The 17,103-nt window shown below is 69.8% G+C and carries 15 protein-coding genes; 7 read left to right on the top strand and 8 right to left on the bottom strand.

What is annotated here, in order from left to right; all coding sequences use genetic code 11:
- Positions 1-2 precede the first annotated feature (2 nt).
- Genes ABT340_RS27720 through ABT340_RS27710 form a run of 3 tightly spaced genes read left to right on the top strand, consistent with a single transcriptional unit; the run spans position 3 to position 2,203 of the window.
- Complete coding sequence (locus ABT340_RS27720; protein ID WP_352013765.1) at positions 3-650, top strand: conjugal transfer protein; 648 nt, start codon at positions 3-5, stop codon at positions 648-650.
- Between the two features lie 58 nt (positions 651-708).
- Entirely contained in the window at positions 709-1,797 is a 1,089-nt protein-coding gene (locus ABT340_RS27715; protein WP_352013764.1) for a C40 family peptidase, read from the top strand.
- Positions 1,798-1,810: 13 nt separating this feature from the next.
- Entirely contained in the window at positions 1,811-2,203 is a 393-nt protein-coding gene (locus ABT340_RS27710; RefSeq protein WP_352013763.1) for a (deoxy)nucleoside triphosphate pyrophosphohydrolase, read from the top strand.
- 8 nt (positions 2,204-2,211) lie between these two features.
- Here the strand turns inward: ABT340_RS27710 and ABT340_RS27705 are convergent, their stop codons facing one another.
- A complete protein-coding gene (locus tag ABT340_RS27705) occupies positions 2,212-2,982 on the bottom strand; it encodes a hypothetical protein (protein WP_352013762.1) in 771 nt (256 codons plus the stop codon).
- Between the two features lie 466 nt (positions 2,983-3,448).
- On the opposite strand from ABT340_RS27705, the gene ABT340_RS27700 reads away from it, so the two are divergent.
- On the top strand, positions 3,449-3,994 hold the full coding sequence (locus ABT340_RS27700; protein WP_352013761.1) for a hypothetical protein: 546 nt from the start codon (positions 3,449-3,451) through the stop codon (positions 3,992-3,994).
- A 92-nt stretch (positions 3,995-4,086) separates the two neighbouring features.
- Positions 4,087-5,769: a hypothetical protein gene (locus ABT340_RS27695; RefSeq protein WP_352013760.1), complete on the top strand. Its 1,683-nt coding sequence runs from the start codon at positions 4,087-4,089 to the stop codon at positions 5,767-5,769.
- 396 nt (positions 5,770-6,165) lie between these two features.
- On the opposite strand, the gene ABT340_RS27690 is transcribed toward ABT340_RS27695, so the two are convergent.
- The 7 genes from ABT340_RS27690 to ABT340_RS27660 form a co-directional block, all read right to left on the bottom strand.
- Positions 6,166-6,927, bottom strand: a complete 762-nt coding sequence (locus tag ABT340_RS27690) for a succinate dehydrogenase/fumarate reductase iron-sulfur subunit (protein ID WP_352013759.1) — start codon at positions 6,925-6,927, stop codon at positions 6,166-6,168.
- A 2-nt stretch (positions 6,928-6,929) separates the two neighbouring features.
- Positions 6,930-8,822 (bottom strand): fumarate reductase/succinate dehydrogenase flavoprotein subunit, encoded by a 1,893-nt coding sequence (locus ABT340_RS27685; RefSeq protein WP_352013758.1) that lies wholly within the window; start codon positions 8,820-8,822, stop codon positions 6,930-6,932.
- Positions 8,823-8,831: 9 nt separating this feature from the next.
- Positions 8,832-9,617: a succinate dehydrogenase subunit SdhC gene (gene sdhC, locus ABT340_RS27680; RefSeq protein ID WP_352013757.1), complete on the bottom strand. Its 786-nt coding sequence runs from the start codon at positions 9,615-9,617 to the stop codon at positions 8,832-8,834.
- A 294-nt stretch (positions 9,618-9,911) separates the two neighbouring features.
- Positions 9,912-10,361 carry a response regulator gene (locus ABT340_RS27675; RefSeq protein ID WP_352013756.1) on the bottom strand — a complete coding sequence of 150 codons (450 nt, stop codon included), beginning with the start codon at positions 10,359-10,361 and terminating at the stop codon, positions 9,912-9,914.
- A complete protein-coding gene (locus ABT340_RS27670; protein WP_352013755.1) occupies positions 10,354-11,937 on the bottom strand; it encodes a sensor histidine kinase in 1,584 nt (527 codons plus the stop codon). The genes ABT340_RS27675 and ABT340_RS27670 overlap by 8 nt, the downstream gene beginning before the upstream one ends.
- On the bottom strand, positions 11,934-13,100 hold the full coding sequence (locus ABT340_RS27665; RefSeq protein ID WP_352013754.1) for a PP2C family protein-serine/threonine phosphatase: 1,167 nt from the start codon (positions 13,098-13,100) through the stop codon (positions 11,934-11,936). Before ABT340_RS27665 ends, ABT340_RS27670 begins: the two co-directional genes overlap by 4 nt.
- 114 nt (positions 13,101-13,214) lie before the next feature.
- A complete protein-coding gene (locus ABT340_RS27660; protein ID WP_352013753.1) occupies positions 13,215-14,147 on the bottom strand; it encodes a LysR family transcriptional regulator in 933 nt (310 codons plus the stop codon).
- Positions 14,148-14,356: 209 nt separating this feature from the next.
- On the opposite strand from ABT340_RS27660, the gene ABT340_RS27655 reads away from it, so the two are divergent.
- Complete coding sequence (locus ABT340_RS27655; protein WP_352013752.1) at positions 14,357-15,115, top strand: succinate dehydrogenase cytochrome b subunit; 759 nt, start codon at positions 14,357-14,359, stop codon at positions 15,113-15,115.
- The gene (locus tag ABT340_RS27650) at positions 15,112-17,037 is read left to right on the top strand and encodes a fumarate reductase/succinate dehydrogenase flavoprotein subunit (RefSeq protein WP_352013751.1); all 1,926 of its coding nucleotides are present in this window, start codon (positions 15,112-15,114) and stop codon (positions 17,035-17,037) included. Before ABT340_RS27655 ends, ABT340_RS27650 begins: the two co-directional genes overlap by 4 nt.
- Positions 17,038-17,103 lie beyond the last annotated feature (66 nt).

Below are 17,103 nucleotides of genomic sequence, written 5' to 3'. Positions count from 1 at the left end.
CGATGGTCGAAGGCAGGCGGGGCGTCGTCTTCGCGGTGCTGGTGGCGGTGCTCGCGCTGGTCGGGCTCTACCTGACCATGTGGTCCGGTCCGGACGGCGGCGGGCAGGAGCCCGCCGCCGAACCGGCGGGCGTGAGCCGTACGACACGGGGGGAGGCCGAGCCGCCGCACGCCGAGGCGACGGCGAGCAACGCGCCCTTCGACGTCTACTCCTACCTGCCGATGACCAAGCAGGAGCTGGCGGCAGCCGCCGACTACGCCCGGCGGTTCACCGTCGAGTACGGCACGTTCAGCTACGACGAACAGCCCTCCGCCTACGGTGACCGGCTCAGGAGCTACACCACGTCGGACTTCGCCGACGTGCTGCTGCGTACGGTCACCTCGCCGGGCACCATCGCGGCCAACACCGCCGACGAGGTGGTCTCCGTCGGATCGGCGAAGGTGAAGGAGATCAGGCAGATCCAGCGGTCCTCGGTGATCTTCGTGGTCACCGGGACCCAGACCGTCACCGCCAAGAGCGGCGCCAAGGAACGCACCGCCGACTACGCCGTGACGGTCGTCGAGATGGGCACCGAGTGGCGGATCCACGACCTGCAGCCCGCCGACGAGGGACAGGACGGAGACGACCAGTCCTCGGGCGCGGCCGGATGAGAGGGAAAGCGATGCTCGTCCGCCTGATCCCGTACGGCGTGCCCTCCGGAGCGGCTGGATGAGGGACAACAAGAGGATCCGTCTCGCGCTGATCCTGGCCGTCGGGGCGCTGTGCCTGTTCACGCTGAGCATGGCGCCGGTGCTGATGATCGGCTCCTTCCCATCCTTCACCGGCGGTGACCTGCCCGACTGCAACGACAGGGCGCAGCCGGTCGGAGACGAGTCGGAGACCGCGGCCTCCGACATCCCCTCCGAGTACCTCAAGCAGTACCGCGCCAGCGCCAAGAAGATCGGCGTGCAGTGGAACGTGCTCGCCGGGGTCGGCAAGCGGGAGACCGACCACGGACGCTCGACACTGCCGGGGGTCAGCAGCGGCACCAACTACGCGGGCGCCGCGGGGCCGATGCAGTTCCTGATCAGCACCTGGGGCGGCAAGGCCAAGATCAAGATCCCGTCGACGTTCAACGGCTACGCCTCGGACGGCGACGGCGACGGCTGGGCGGACGTCTACAACCCGGCCGACGCCATCCTGGGCGCGGCCAAGATGCTCAAGCACAACGGGGCGCCCGAGAACGTGCGCAGGTCGCTGTTCGTCTACAACCGGGCCTGGTGGTACGTCGACCAGGTCATGGAGATCGCCGAGCGGTACGCCAAGGACGGCGCGGTCGGCGTGCCGTCACAGGCGGAGGAACTCTGCGACGAGCCGCTGATCGCGGCGGCCCCCTCCGGCACGGTGGCCGGGATCCTGGAGTACGCCCTGAACCAGCGCGGCAAGCCGTACCTGTGGGGTGGCACGGGGCCCGACGCCTTCGACTGCTCGGGGATCATCTACATGGCCTACCGCAGCGTCGGCCTGACGATCCCGCGCACGACCTTCGGCCAGTGGCCGTTCGGCGTCAAGGTGCCGGAGGGGCAGGAACAGGCGGGAGACCTGGTCTTCTTCAACGCCGGGCCCGGCACCTCGGCCGACCGGCCGGGGCACGTCGGAATGGTGGTCTCACCGGGCAAGATGGTCGAGGCCAGGTGCCGTCTGTGCGGGCCGATCAAGGTCACGACCTACAAGGACCGTACCGGCATCGTCGGGTTCACCCGGCCGCTGGCCAACCCCCAGGTCGTCGAGCAGCTCAGGTTGAGGGAACAGGGCTGACACAATCGAGCCCATGGACAAGGTCGTTGTGGGAGCCGCGATCGTCGACGGCAACGGGAGACTGCTCACCGCACAGCGCGCCGACCCCCCTGAGCTGGCGGGCGGTTGGGAGTTCCCCGGAGGGAAGGTCGATCCGGGGGAGGACGACCGCACCGCGCTGGTCCGGGAGTGCGAGGAGGAACTCGGCGTCCTGGTCGAGGTGGGGCAGCAGATCGGCGGTGACTGGCCGCTGGCGGGTGGATACGTGCTGCGGGTCTGGCTGGCGCGGATCGTCGAGGGCGAGCCGGAGGCCAAGGAACACCTGGACCTGCGCTGGCTGGCAGGTCACGAACTCTACGACGTGCCGTGGCTTCCGGCGGACCTGCCGATCGTGCGGGCCGTACAAGGTCGGCTCGGCGGGGGTTGATCGGCTACTCACTGTGACATAACACCACTGAACGTTTGTTGTCGCGTGTCCGAATCGGGGGATCGGAGAGATGCGGTGACCGGATGGTGGCGGGGTGCCCGGATCATGTCGGCGGTCGGAGCGGGGACGTTCGTCCTCGGCGGGGGGCCGGTGGTCCACGCGGCCGGGGCGGGCGACGCCGTACCACCGGACGTGGTCCGTGCCGACGGGACGGCGGGGTTCCGGGTGTGGCTGAGCGGGCCGGGCAGTGAGGCGCGGCTCACGGTCGTGGCGACGCCGGGTACGGAGATCCGGTTCGTCGGCTGTCCCGTGTCGGGACTCACACCGGGGTCCAGGTCGGGACCTGAGCCGGGGGCCGCGTCGGGACTCACACCGGGGTCAAGGTCGGGGTCCGCGTCAGAGCCTGAGCCGGGACGCGGGTCGGAGCCTGAGCCGGGGGCCGCGTCGGGATCCTCGGAGGGCTTGGGGTCGTCAGGAGCTGTGCAGGTATGGCGGGAGTGCCTCCTGGGGGAGGTGAGCGCGCGCACGTCCGTTGACGTGCTGGTCGACGCGCCCACGGCCGGGGCCTGGCCCGTCGGGCTGGCCGCGCTGCTGCGGATGCGCACCCCGGAGGGCGAGTGGGTGACCCGTACGGCCACCGGCCTGCGGGGGGCACGGCCCACGGGCGGCCCCGGGGAGGCGGACTCCCTGCCGCGGCGGCGCCCCGAGGGGATCGAGATCGAGCCGATCGCCTGGGAACGGCCCGAGGGAAGCGGTTCGTCGGCACCGGGCCCGGACACCCGGGGTGTTCCTGGCTCGCCGGGAGCGGGGGAGCGGGGGAGCGCGTGGGCCCCGGCGATCCAGGGGCCGGGATCCGTTCCGCCGGCCCAGGGGACTCCGCCGGTCCGGGAACCAGGGGAGACCCTTCCAGGGCAGGGGGCTGGGGCCGCCCATCCGGTCCCGGGGGCGGAGGTCGTGCCTACGGTCCGGAAACCGGGGACCGTCCGTCCGGTGAAGGGAGCGGGAGGGGTCCCTCCGGCCTTGGGCGTGGAGGCTGTGCCGCCGGTTCAGGGGTCGGGGAACGTCCGTCCGGTCCCGGGGGCGGAGGCCGTCCCATCGGTTCGGGGGGCGGAGGCTGTGCCGCCGGTTCGGTGGCCAGGGGTTGTCCGTCCGGTTCCGGGGGCGGAGGTCGTGCCGCCGGAAGGCGGTTCCGGGGAGGTGGATCAGGGGGCGGACCCCGGGCGGGACCGGGGCGAGGTCACGGAGGTGGGTGTCCAGCCTGGGCCTGAGCCGTATGAGACGGTCACGCCGCCCACGTCGCATAAGGCGGTCAGAGCGCCGAAGGGGCCGGGCGCCGGGCGGCGGGCGGAGGTTCCCGGGCCGCCGGTCCCGGCCGGTGTCCCAGGGGCCGGGCAGACGGCCAACATGCTGGGGGCCGGGCAGGTGGCCAACGTGCCGGAGACCGGATCGGCGGCCAATGTGCCGGGGGCAGGGGCGGCGGTCAACGTGCCGGGGGCCGGGCAGGTACCTCCGCTGTGGAACGACCCCAACCTGAGGATGCCGCTGGCTGCGCCGACGGTCGTCGGCGCAGGGCCCCCCGCGTCCCCCGCGATCGCCACGGATGTCCCGCCGCCGGGTGCGCCGTTGCCCCAGGACGTGGACGGGCCCGGTCAGGAGATCGAGCCGGTGGCCCTGTGGACTCCGTCCTTGACTGGCGCGAATGGATTTCCCGTGGTGGGGGGTTCGGTCGGCGGTCTGCTCGGTCTGCTGTGGCTGCAGGCGCGTATTCAGCGCAGACGTGGTACGCGATAGGTGTCATGAAACAGGGGTTTGTTATTCCTTTTATCCGACTAGTATTTCCTTGACTTGACTGGGCTTGTATAGGGAATCCTCGGAGGGCACCTGTGAGGCGATCACGGCGTGCGGCGACCGTCTCAGCCGTCCTGGTGTCGGTGGGAGTGTGCGCGGGACTGGTGGTCGCCAACGCGCCGTTCGCGAACCGGACCCCGGTCGGGGTCACCCGGCTGCTGGCCGCCAACCCCTCGGAGATCCCGGGCTGCGACATCGATCCCGCCGGGCCGTGTGAGGAGGAGCCGACGCCGGTCGTCACCGTCACGGTCACCAGCGACCCGGACCCGCTTCCCCCTTCGCCGACCCCGCAGAAGACGGTGACCACCACGGTCACCGTGACGCCGAGCCCGAAGCCCAAGAAGCCCAAGAAGCCGCAGGTTCCGGAGCCGACCCCCACCCCGGCGACGGTCGAGACGCCGACCACCGCGCCGGTGGTCCCCGATCCGACGCCGACGGCCGATCCGACGCCCTCCGACCAGGCGCCGGTCTTCCCCACCACGGAGGAGACCCAGCAGCCGACCCCGACCCCGACCCTGACCCCCGTGACCGGCGCCACGCCCGAGCCGACCGAGAGCACCACGTTCGAGGACAACGGGCCCGCCTCGGTGCCCTACGAGATCCGTAACGCGGGCTCCGACTTCGACGCCGCCGGGCTGAGCCAGCGGCTCGGCATCCCGGCGTTGGTCCTGGCGCTGCTGGTCCTGTTCGCCGTGTTGATCTTCGAGGGCAGGCTGCGCCGTCTGGCCCACGCCTCCGCCGTACGCAGGGCCGGACCGCGTGGCCCGGGTGCCGGGCTCGACCCGAGGCTCTACCCGCAGGGCGCCGCCTACGCCCCCGCGCCGGGCATGCCGCCCACGGTCTATCAGGGCGGTACGGCCTACGCCCCGATCATCAGCTTCGTCCCCATGCAGATGTACGCCCCGGTGCTTCCCGAGGGCTACGCGCCGGAGCAGTACGAGCAGCCGACGAGCTACATGCCGGTTCCCGGCCAGGAGCAGCCCTTCGGGCAGGAGCAGCATCCCGGGTACGGCGAGCCTGCGCGGCCGGAGGAGTTCACCGGGGACGCCGTGAGGCCGTTCCCCCAGGGCTCGGAGCGCTTCGACGGCCCTCTCCCGCAGGATCCTCCCGGCGTTCCCCAGAGGGGCGTTCCCGGCGCCGTGCAGGGGGACTTCCCCGGAGCGCCGTTCCCGCAGCGACCGGACGAGTTCCCCGGGGCGCCGGTTCCGCCCGGTAACCTCCCCGGCGGAACCGGCGAGTTCCCCGGCGGCCTCCCCGGCGGAGCGGGAGGGTTCCCCGGTGGACCCGGGGAGTTCACCGGGCCGATCCACGGGCCGCAGGGGCCGGGCGAGTTCCCGGGGGCGCCGTTCCCGCAGGAGCCGCGGGACGACAGGCGTCCCTTCGGTCTCGAACCGCTGCCCGGCACCAAGCCCGCAGGGGAACAGCAGCCTCGGCGTCCCTTCGGCCTTGAGCCGTTGCCCGGCACCAAGCCCGAACCCTCGGGAGGTCCGCAGGAGCCGCAGGGCGCCCGCCGTCCCTTCGGCCTTGAGCCGCTGCCCCCGGCCAAGTCCAGGAGGGGCAGGTCGAAGGCCCCCAAGCCCGAGACTCCCAAGCCTGAGGCGCCGGCCCCCGAGGTCTCCAACTTCGAGCCACCCGGTTCTGGCCCCTCGGGCACCGCGGTCTACCCCCTCCCCGGGGAGGGCGGCAAGAAGAAGCGCGGCCTGTTCCGCAAGAAGTAGTCACCTACCCCCGGGTCGCCACCCGGGGGTATTTGGCATGAAATACCTGGTCAAAGGCGATATGTCGGCCAGGGGGTGAGATTTCCGGCCCTAATAATTCATCAGCATTTTTCCGGATATGTCCTGACAGGAAATGGCCGGTCAACGCGGTGAAGCGAGCCGTACGGCACCGCCACGCGGCCGACGCGTCACAGTCGGCGCGGGGCGGTGGCGCCGTCACGCGGGTGGCGAGCCACGGACCGCGCATCACGGCCGGCGGACCACGGCTGGCGCGTCATGAAGGGCGTGGACCGGCGAAGTCGTTACGTGGGCGGCCGGTCGCGAGCCGTACGGGGTCATGAGCCCTGACATGCCGAGGCGCCGGTCACGGGGGTGACCGGCGCCGGGGCGGGGGTGTCAGCTCTTCGAGCCGGACCGCTTGAAGATCTTGTTGCCGAGCCAGACCAGCGGGTCGTACCTACGGTCGACGACCCGTTCCTTCATCGGGATCAGCGCGTTGTCGGTGATCTTGATGTGCTCGGGGCAGACCTCGGTGCAGCACTTGGTGATGTTGCAGTACCCCAGACCGTGCTCCTCCTGCGCGGAGTCCTTGCGGTCGGCCACGTCGTAGGGGTGCATGTCCAGCTCGGCGATCCGCATCAGGAAACGCGGACCGGCGAAGGCGGGCTTGTTCTCCTCGTGGTCACGGATCACGTGGCAGACGTTGTTGCACATGAAGCACTCGATGCACTTGCGGAACTCCTGGGACCGCTCGACGTCGATCTGCTGCATGCGGTACTCGCCCGGCTGCACGTCCGCGGGAGGGGTGAAGGACGGGATCTCGCGCGCCTTCTGGTAGTTGAAAGACACGTCCGTGACCAGGTCCTTGATCACCGGGAACGTCCGCATGGGCGTCACGGTGATCGTCTCGTCCTCCGTGAAGGTGGACATCCGGGTCATGCAGCCCAGGCGCGGCTTGCCGTTGATCTCCATGGAACACGAGCCGCACTTGCCGGCCTTGCAGTTCCAGCGGACCGCGAGGTCGGGGGCCTGGGTGGCCTGGAGCCTGTGGATGATGTCGAGGACGACCTCGCCCTCGTTCACCTCGACGGTGAAGTCCTCAAGCTTCCCCTCGCCGCCCTCGCCCCGCCACACGCGGAACTTCGCCTTGTAACTCATGGCTACTCCTTGACCAACGCGTCGAAGTCGGCCAGCTCATCCTCGGTGATGTACTTCTTCAGCTCGGCCCGGTCGAAAAGCGTGATCAGGTCGTCGCGCATGGGGGGCTGCACCTTCTCCTCGACGGACACGCCGGAGCCGTCGGAGGACAGGGCGCACACCAGGAGCCTGCGCCGCCACTCGGCCGACATGCCGGGGAAGTCGTCCCGGGTGTGACCGCCGCGGCTCTCCTCACGGATGAGAGCCGCCTTGGCGACGCACTCGGAGACCAGCAGCATGTTGCGCAGGTCCAGGCAGAGGTGCCAGCCGGGGTTGTAGATCCTGCTGCCTGCGGCGCCGACCCCCTGGGCCCGCTCCTTGAGCTTGCCCACGGCCTCCAGCGCCTCGGTGACCTCCTGGGCGTTGCGGATGATCCCGACGAGCTCGTTCATCGTCCGCTGGAGCTCCTGGTGGACCTGGTACGGGTTCTCCCCGGTGCGCTCAAGCGGGGCCAGCGCCTCCGCCTGCGCGGCCGAGACCGCCTCCTCGGTGGCCTGCGGCCTGGCGGCGAGCCCGTTGACGTACGCGGCCGCTCCCGCCCCCGCCCGGCGGCCGAAGACCAGCAGGTCCGACAGCGAGTTGCCGCCGAGCCGGTTGGAGCCGTGCATGCCGCCGGAGACCTCACCCGCGGCGAAGAGGCCGGGGACGTCCGCGGCGCCGGTGTCGGCGTCCACCTCGACCCCGCCCATGATGTAGTGACAGGTCGGGCCGACCTGCATGGGCTCGGCGGTGATGTCGACGTCGGCCAGCTCCTTGAACTGGTGGTGCATCGACGGCAGCCGCTTGATGATCTCCGCGGCCGGGAGCCTGCTGGACACGTCGAGGAAGACGCCGCCCTGGGGTGAGCCGCGACCGGCCTTCACCTCGGCGTTGATGGCCCTGGCGACCTCGTCACGGGGCAGCAGCTCCGGAGGACGCCGGTTGTTGGCCTGGTCGGTGTACCAGCGGTCGCCCTCCTCCTCGGTGGTGGCGTACTTGTCCTTGAACACGTCGGGGATGTAGTCGAACATGAAGCGCCTGCCCTCGGAGTTGCGCAGCACCCCGCCGTCACCGCGGACCGACTCGGTGACGAGGATGCCGCGGACCGAGGGAGGCCAGACCATCCCGGTCGGGTGGAACTGGATGAACTCCATGTTGATCAGCTTCGCCCCGGCCAGCAGCGCCAGCGCGTGGCCGTCGCCGGTGTACTCCCAGGAGTTGGAGGTCACCACGTAGGACTTGCCGATGCCGCCGGTGGCCAGCACGATCGCGGGGGCGTCGAAGACGATCAGCTTGCCGTTCTCCCGCCAGTAGCCGAAGGCCCCGGCGATCGCGTCGCCGTCCTTCAGCAGCCGGGTGATCGTGCACTCCTGGAAGACCTTGATGTAGGCCTCGGGGTCGCCGTGCAGCCGCTCGTCCTCCTGCTGGAGCGCGACCACCCGCTGCTGGAGGGTGCGGATCAGCTCAAGGCCGGTACGGTCGCCGACGTGGGCCAGCCGGGGGTACTCGTGGCCGCCGAAGTTACGCTGGCTGATCTTGCCGTCCTTGGTGCGGTCGAACAGCGCGCCCCAGGCCTCAAGCTCCCAGACCCGGTCGGGGGCCTCCTTGGCGTGCAGCTCGGCCATCCGCCAGTTGTTGAGGAACTTGCCGCCCCGCATGGTGTCGCGGAAGTGCACCATCCAGTTGTCGTCGCTGTTGACGTTGCCCATGGCCGCGGCGGCGCCGCCCTCGGCCATGACGGTGTGGGCCTTGCCGAACAGTGACTTGCAGACGATCGCGGTGCGCTTGCCCTGCTGGCGGGCCTCGATGGCCGCCCGTAGTCCCGCCCCGCCCGCGCCGATGACGACGACGTCGTATTCGTGACGCTCGATTTCCACTGGTGATCCTTATGCGAACGGGAAGTTGACGATGCCCTTGGCGACCAGCCGTACGTAGAGGTCGGCTCCCATGACGGTGAACATCGAGATGAGGGCGAGTTCCTGGTGCTTGGCGTTGAGCTTGGAGACGAAGCCCCAGGCCCGGTAACGGACCGGGTGCTTGGAGAAGTGGTTCAGCCGCCCGGCCGTGATGTGCCTGCAGGAGTGGCACGACAGCGTGTACAGGTTGATGAACACGGCGTTGACCACCAGGATCAGCGTCCCGAGAGCGAACGGCTTCTCCACCAGGGCCAGCACCGCGTCCCAGGCGAGGATCAGGCCGACCACGATCGCCGTGTAGAAGAAGTAACGGTGGGCGTTCTGCAGGATCAGCGGGAAGCGGGACTCACCGGTGTACTTGCCGTGCGGCTCGCTGACGGCGCACGCGGGCGGCGAGAGCCAGAACCCGCGGTAGTAGGCCTTGCGGTAGTAGTAACAGGTGAAACGGAAACCCGCGGGCAGGGCCAGGATCAGCAGGCTGGGCGACAGGGTGTACCAGTCGCCGAAGGGCGCGAACCCGAACAGGCGCGCCCCCTCGGGGCAGCTCGTGGCCAGGCACGGGGAAGAGAACGGAGCGATGTACGGCGCCGCGTAATAACTGTTGTCGAAGAGCGTCCACGTGGCGTAGACGAGGAACCCCCCGAAGATGATGAAGGTGACCAGCGGATAACGCCACCACTGGTCGGTGCGCAGCGTGCGCTCCTTGATCTGCGCGCGCTGCCTTCTGGCCGGGTTCTCGGCCGCTGTCTGGGTCATCGGAGACCTCTCCACCTCCCGCGGACCCCCGCTGCTCGCCGGAGGGGTCCGGGTCGTTTCAGTTGTCCGCGCACCGCGCCGTGGTCGCGCCGGATCACCGTGCGCGCGCTTGTTGGTGGGGATACGTTACGACGCTGCTACCCGCTCATGTGAGAAGCGTCACTCACATTTTCCGTCACCCGGTGTGATTCCTGTCACGTTGGTCAGGAGCAGGGAATAAGGACGCCACATTCCGCGAGCTGGGGAGGGCCGAGTGGAGATCCTCGGTCACGGGCCCCGCAGGGCCCGCCCGGGTCAGTAATGCTGGTCGGAGCTGGGGAGTTTGACCACGGTCACGAAGAAGTCGTCGATCCTGCGGACCACGCTGATGAACTGGTCGAAGTCGACGGGCTTGGAGACGTAGGCGTTGGCGTGCAGGTGGTAGCTGCGCAGGATGTCCTCCTCCGACTCCGAGGTGGTCAGCACGACCACCGGGATGCCGCGCAGCTTCTCGTCGCCCTTGATGTCCTGGAGCACCTCCCTGCCGTCCTTGCGGGGCAGGTTGAGGTCCAGCAGGATCAGGTCGGGCCGGGGCACGTCGGCGTACTCGCCCTCCTTGCGGAGGAAGGCCATGGCCTGCTCGCCGTCGTTGACGACGTGCAGTTTGTTCCTGACCTTGTTCAGCTCGAACGCCTCACGCGTCAGCAGGACGTCACCCGGGTCGTCCTCGACGAGGAGCACGTCGATCCAGCGCAGGTCATTCATCGCTCTCTCCAGGGGGAAGGGTCCACCGGAAGGTCGTTCCCGGGTGCTCGGGAGCCTCGCTCTCCACCCAGATGCGGCCGCCGTGGTACTCGACGATCTTCTTGCACAGGGCCAGACCGATGCCGGTGCCCGCGTAGACGTCCCGGCCGTGCAGCCGCTGGAATATCAGAAAGATCCGGTCAGTGTACTTGCTCTCGATGCCTATCCCGTTGTCCGAGCAGGAGAACTCCCACATGTCCCCGGCGCGCCGTACGCCGATGTGGATCACGGGGGGCTCCTCGGAGCGGAACTTGACGGCGTTGCCGATGAGGTTCTGGAAGAGCTGGACGAGCTGGGTGCGGTTGCCGTGCACCGTGGGGAGGTCGTCGGAGGTGATCGTCGCCCCGGCCTCCTCGATCGGCGCGGCGAGGTTCCTCAGCGCCGCCTGCAACGGCACGTCGGCGTCGACCGGGGCCGGTTCGCCGCCCTTCCTGCCGACCCGGGAGAAGTCGAGCAGGTCGTTGATCAGCAGCTGCATGCGCTTGGCGCCGTCGACCGCGAAGGTGATGTACTGCTTGGCCCGGTCGTCGAGCTGGTCGCCGTAGCGCTGTTCGAGCATCTGGGTGAAGCTGGCCACCTTGCGCAGCGGTTCCTGCAGGTCGTGACTGGCCACGTAGGCGAACTGCTCAAGCTCGCCGTTCGAGCGCCGCAGTTCGGCCGCCTGCTCCTCAAGCTTGGCCTGGGCGTCCTCGACCCTGCGCCACTCGGCGATGATGCGCCGCCGCATGGAGTTCACATGGCCGGACAGCTCCGACAACTCGGAGGGGTGGTCGACCTTCAGCCGGTGCTCGAAGTCGCCCTGCGCGACCGCCCGGACCTGCCCGCTCAACTCGGCGAGCGGGCGCAGTACGGCGTTGCGCACGATGAGCGCGGCGCCGATCGCGGCCAGGAGCAGCGCCGCGACCACCCCGCCGAGCGCGAGGTACAGGGCCTGCCAGCCCCGGTCGAGACGTGCGCTGCCCTCGACGTGCAGCCGGTCGAGATTCTCCTGGAGGGCGACGATCGAGCGGCGGACGTCGGCGAACCGGCTGGCGTTGATGGGAGCGTTCCGCGAGGCCGTCTCCGACTTGTGGACGGGGATCTCGGCGATGACCTTGTCCACGTAGTCGCGGCGCCACGCCTGGGCCGCGGTCCTCAGGCGCTCCACGTCGGCTCTGATCGGCTGCTCGTCCGGCATCCTGGGCAGCAGGCCGTCGAGCGCGCGCAGGGCGTCGGTTTCCGCGGCGACGGCCTCCCGGTAGTCCTCAAGGGAGACGGCCTCGTTGGTCCTGCCGTACGCCCTGGCCGCGCTCTCCTGTGCCGACAGCGCGTTGGCGACGTCCATGGTGCGCAACGCCGCGGGATCGACGACGTCGGCCACGGCCACGCTGGCCGCCCTCGTCTCCTCGATCGAGGAGACGGTGAAGGCGGCGGAGATCGCGAACAGCAGGGTGATGGCGACCCCGGTGAGTGTGAACCACTGACCGACCCGCAGCCTGCCGAAGCCGCTCGCCGGGGTGACGGCGGGCAACGGCCTGATCTCCGCTCGCCGGCTCACCGTCCGCCGTTCCCGGAGGAGCCGCGGGAGATGAGCACGGTGGCGAGGTCGTCGCTGAGAGAGTCACCGTTGAGCTCGATCACCCGCTCGATCAACCGGTCGAGGTGGATGCCGCCGTGCTCGTGCACCAGGGCGAGCAGGCCCTCCGTGCCGAGCAGGTCGGGGCCTCCGCCGACGGTCGCCTCGATCAGGCCGTCGGTGTAGAACAGCAGCGACCAGTCGTCGCCGAGCGTGACCTCGATCTCCGACCAGACGACGTCCTTGAAGATGCCCAGCGGCGGCCCCGAGGGTGTGCCGGGGACCACGCCGATCGTGCCGTCGCGGATCAGCAGCGGCGGCGGGTGGCCGACCACGTGCATCCGCGCCCGGCTGAGCGCGGGGTCGATCGTGGCGATGCACAGCGTCGTGAAGATCTCCGCGGACTTGCGCTCCAGACGCAGCACGGAGTCGAGGACGCTCAGCAGCTCGTTGCCGGTGTGCCCGGCGAGCACCAGGGCCCGCCAGGCGATGCGCAGCGCGACGCCGAGCGCGGCCTCGTCGGGCCCGTGCCCGCACACGTCGCCGACGACCACGTGCACGGCGCCGTCCGGGCTCTGCACGGTGTCCCAGAAGTCACCGGCGAGCAGGGCGCGCCTGCGGCCGGGAAGGTAGCGGGCCTGGTGTTCGAGGCCGCCCTGTTCGAGCAGGGGGACGGGCAGCAGTCCGCGTTCGAGCCGGGAGTTCTCCTTGGTGAGCAGCTCGGCCTCGACCAGCCTGCGCTGGGCCAGGTCGGCGCGCTTGCGCTCCATCGCGTAACGGATGGCCCGCGCCAGCAGCCTGGCCTCCACGTCCTGCTTGACCAGGAAGTCCTGGGCGCCCGCCGCGACGGCCTCCACGCCCACGTGGGCGTCGTTCAGCCCGGTCAGCACGAGCACGGCGGCGTCGGGCACCATCGCCAGCACCTGTTCGAGCGCCTCAAGACCGGTGGCGTCGGGCAGGGAGAGATCGACGAGGACGCACTGGACGTCGTCGGTCAGCCGTTCCCGGCTCTCCTGCAGACTGCGCACCCAGATGATCTTCGGCGGGTTGTTGGCCTGGGCGAGCAGTTCCTCCACGAGAAAGGCGTCGCCCGCGTCGTCCTCAATGAGTAGGACGGTGAGCGTTTCGTTGGGCGGGGCGGTCACTGACCCCTCTTCGCTGTCTCAGGGGGAACCTACTTGACGGTATGAAGAATAGTGCGGCACCCGGACGTACGGGACAACGACCGCCCGGACTGCGCCGTCCGGTCGCGCGCTCGCTCAGTCCTGGACGATCAGCTCAAGGCCTTCGGGAAGACTACCCTCATGGGAGGCCTCGGCCAGGAAGAACAGCAACGTGTCACGGAACGCCTGGGCGGCCCTGGTCGGTTCGACGTCCTTGCGGTGGGCGATGGCGATCGTACGGCGCAGCCCGGGAGGCGCCAGCGGCGTCCCGGTCAGCCCGGGGCGGCCGTCCAGGACCATCGAGGGCACCAGGGCGATGCCGAGCCCGGCCTCGACGAAGCGGAGCACGGCGTCCATCTCACCGCCCTCGACCGACAGCCTCGGTTCGAACCCCGCCTGACGGCAGGCGCCCAGCGTCGCCTCCCGCAGGTCGTAGCCCCGCCGGAACATCACCATCGGCTGCCCCCGCAGGTCCTCTATCCGCATGTACGGCCTGCGCGCGTGCGAGATGGACGGGGCGACCACGACCAGGTTCTCCCGCAGCACCTCCTCGGTGACCAGGGAGGGGTCGTCGTTCTGCAACGGCATGATGATCAGCGCCATGTCGAGCTGGCCACGGGCGAGGGCGCGGACCAGGTCGCGGGAGCCGCCCTCCTCGACGAGCAGCTCGATGCCGGGGTAGGAACGGTGGAACCTGGCCAGGGCGTCGGCCATCAGCCCGGCGCACAGCGAGGGGGTGGCGCCGAGCCGTACCCTGCCGCGGCGCAGGCCGGCCAGCTCGGCGACCTCACGCCTGGCCGTCTCGGCGTCGGCCAGCATCCTGCGGGCCAGCGGCAGCAGGGCCTCCCCGGCGGCGGTCAGGGTGACGTTCCCCCGGGCCCGGCTGAACAGCGGCGCGCCGAGATCGGCCTCAAGAGCCCTGATCTGCTTGCTCAGCGAGGGCTGCGCGACCCGCATCCGCTCGGCCGCGTGGGTGAAGTGCCGGGAGTCGGCCACAGCCACGAAGTAGGCCAGTTGCTGGAGCTGCACGTTTCCCTAGCGTACGGATGGGCCGGTGGCGGATTCGGGGCGGCCCCCCGACCCCGGGACAATGACGGACCCGGTGTGAGATTGCTCGCATCCGCGCGGGGGTCGTCGTTGTAAAACCCGCATAAACCCAGACCTGATAGCCGGGGGCTATGGGAACCACATCCACGATGACTTGGACGAGGGGAAACCACCCTACCTAGCGTCGAGACGTGACTGCCACGATTGAGCGCGGCGCCGCCACAGCGCCGGTCAAACCCTCCGGGTCCGCCAAGACCCCATCCCCCAGGAGGTCAGGCGGCTTCCTGGGCTCGTCCAACGGTAAGAAGGCCGTGATGGCCGTCACCGGTGCCATCCTGGTGCTCTTCCTGGTCGGCCACATGGCCGGCAACCTCAAGAGCTTCTTCGGCGCCGAGGCGTTCAACACCTACGCCGAGTTCCTGCGGACGATGGGCGAGCCGCTCGTGCCGCGCAGGGTTCTGCTCACCCTCGTCGAGGTCGTGCTGTTCGCCTCCGTCGTACTGCACATGTGGTCGGCCGTGTCCCTGGCCCGCAGGGCGAACAAGGCCCGCCCGGTCAAGTACGCGGCCAAGCGCAAGTCCCAGGCCAGCGGCTACGCCACCCACGTCATGCGCTGGGGCGGCCTGACCATCCTCCTCTTCGTCGTCTGGCACCTGCTCGACCTGACCTTCGGCGTGGTCAACCCGGCCGGTTGGGACGGCACGCCCTACGACAGGCTGGTCGAGGGGTTCGCGACGTCGCGCTGGTGGGTGACCGCCTTCTACGTGCTCGCCGTCGTCATGGTCGGCCTGCACCTGCGGCACGGCCTGTGGAGCGCCTTCCAGACGCTCGGCCTCGCGGGCTCGCGCAGCTACCGCCCGCTGAAGGCCGTCGCGGCCGTGGTCTCCGCTGTGCTGGTGCTCGGCTTCCTCGCCGTCCCCGTCGCGGTCATGATCGGAGTTGTCAAGTGACGAAGTACACCCTCGGTGAGCCGATCCGCGACACCAAGGCCCCCGAGGGGCCGATCGAGGATCGCTGGGAGAAGCGCAAGTTCGGCGCCAAGCTCGTCAACCCGGCCAACAAGCGCAAGCTGCACGTCATCGTGGTCGGCACCGGCCTGGCGGGCGGTTCGGCCGCCGCGACCCTCGGTGAACTCGGCTACAACGTCACCTCCTTCTGCTACCAGGACTCGCCCAGGCGCGCCCACTCGATCGCCGCCCAGGGCGGCATCAACGCGGCCAAGAACTACCGGGGTGACGGCGACTCGATCTACCGGCTGTTCTACGACACGGTCAAGGGCGGCGACTTCCGGGCCCGTGAGTCGAACGTCTACCGGCTCGCCCAGGTCAGCGTGAACATCATCGACCAGGCGGTCGCCCAGGGCGTGCCGTTCGCCCGTGAGTACGGCGGCCTGCTCGACACCCGCTCCTTCGGCGGCGCCCAGGTCTCCCGCACCTTCTACGCCAGGGGCCAGACGGGCCAGCAGCTGCTGCTGGGCGCCTACCAGGCGCTCGAACGGCAGATCGCCGCGGGGACCGTGAAGATGAACACCCGTCACGAGATGCTCGACCTGATCGTCTCCGACGGCAGGGCGCGGGGCGTCATCGTCAGGGACATGGTCACCGGGGAGATCGAGCGGCACGTGGCCGACGCGGTCGTGCTGGCCAGCGGCGGCTACGGGAACGTCTTCTTCCTGTCGACCAACGCCAAGGGCTGCAACACCACGGCCATCTGGCGCGCGCACCGGCGTGGCGCGATGTTCGCCAACCCCTGCTACACCCAGATCCACCCGACCTGCATCCCGGTCAGCGGCGACTACCAGTCCAAGCTGACGCTGATGTCGGAGTCGCTGCGCAACGACGGCCGCGTGTGGGTGCCGGTCAAGGCGGGCGACGACCGCCCGGCGGCGCGGATCCCCGAGGACGAGCGCGACTACTACCTGGAGCGCATCTACCCGGCCTTCGGCAACCTGGTCCCGCGTGACATCGCCTCCCGCGCCGCGAAGAACGTCTGCGACGAGGGCAGGGGTGTCGGCCCCGGCGGCCTGGGCGTCTACCTCGACTTCGCCGACGCGATCCGCCGCCTCGGCCGTGACGCGGTCGAGAAGAAGTACGGCAACCTCTTCGAGATGTACGAGCGCATCACCGGCGAGGACCCCTACACCCAGCCGATGCGCATCTACCCGGCCGTCCACTACACCATGGGCGGCCTGTGGGTGGACTACGACCTGCAGTCCACGATCCCCGGCCTGTTCGTGATCGGTGAGGCCAACTTCTCCGACCACGGCGCCAACCGCCTCGGCGCCTCGGCGCTGATGCAGGGCCTGGCGGACGGTTACTTCGTGCTGCCGACGACCATCGGCGACTACCTCGCCAACGGCCCCTACGGTGAGGTCGAGGAGCAGGCCGTCGCCGACGCGGAGACCGCGGTGCGCGAGAAGATCGCGAAGCTGCTCGCGGTCAACGGCGACCGTACCCCGGACTCCTACCACCGTGAGCTGGGCAAGCTCATGTGGGACTACTGCGGCATGGAGCGCACCGAGGAGTCGCTGCGCAAGGCGCTCGAACGCATCCCGGAACTGCGTGAGGAGTTCTGGAGGAACGTCAAGGTCTCCGGGACGGCCGAGGAGCTCAACCAGGTGCTCGAAAGGGCCGGGCGGGTCGCCGACTTCTTCGACCTGGCCGAGCTGATGTGTCTCGACGCGCTGCACCGCACCGAGTCGTGCGGCGGACACTTCCGCGCCGAGTCGCAGGACGCCGACGGTGAGGCCCTGCGCGACGACGAGAACTTCGCCTACGTCGCGGCCTGGGAGTACGGCGAGCAGGGCCCGGTCCTGCACAAGGAAGAGCTCGACTACGAGTACGTCAAGATGAGCCAGCGGAGCTACAAGTGAGCGCCTCCCGCGTGGCTCCAGACCGACGAGTGGTCCGTACAGCGAACGAGGAGCGGTAAGCGAGCC

The sequence above is a fragment of the Streptosporangium sp. NPDC000239 genome, from assembly GCF_040300765.1.
Taxonomy (GTDB): Bacteria; Actinomycetota; Actinomycetes; order Streptosporangiales; family Streptosporangiaceae; genus Streptosporangium.
The sequence above is the reverse complement of the archived record's forward strand: the minus strand, read 5'-3'. Positions and strand labels throughout refer to the sequence as shown.

Coding starts and splice junctions, on each gene's coding strand:
- sdhC (WP_352013757.1), bottom strand. CDS start 9,617: ATGACCCAGACAGCGGCCGAGAACCCGGCCAGAAGGCAGCGCGCGCAG.
- ABT340_RS27675 (WP_352013756.1), bottom strand. CDS start 10,361: ATGAATGACCTGCGCTGGATCGACGTGCTCCTCGTCGAGGACGACCCG.
- ABT340_RS27710 (WP_352013763.1), top strand. CDS start 1,811: ATGGACAAGGTCGTTGTGGGAGCCGCGATCGTCGACGGCAACGGGAGA.
- ABT340_RS27720 (WP_352013765.1), top strand. CDS start 3: ATGGTCGAAGGCAGGCGGGGCGTCGTCTTCGCGGTGCTGGTGGCGGTG.
- ABT340_RS27715 (WP_352013764.1), top strand. CDS start 709: ATGAGGGACAACAAGAGGATCCGTCTCGCGCTGATCCTGGCCGTCGGG.
- ABT340_RS27690 (WP_352013759.1), bottom strand. CDS start 6,927: ATGAGTTACAAGGCGAAGTTCCGCGTGTGGCGGGGCGAGGGCGGCGAG.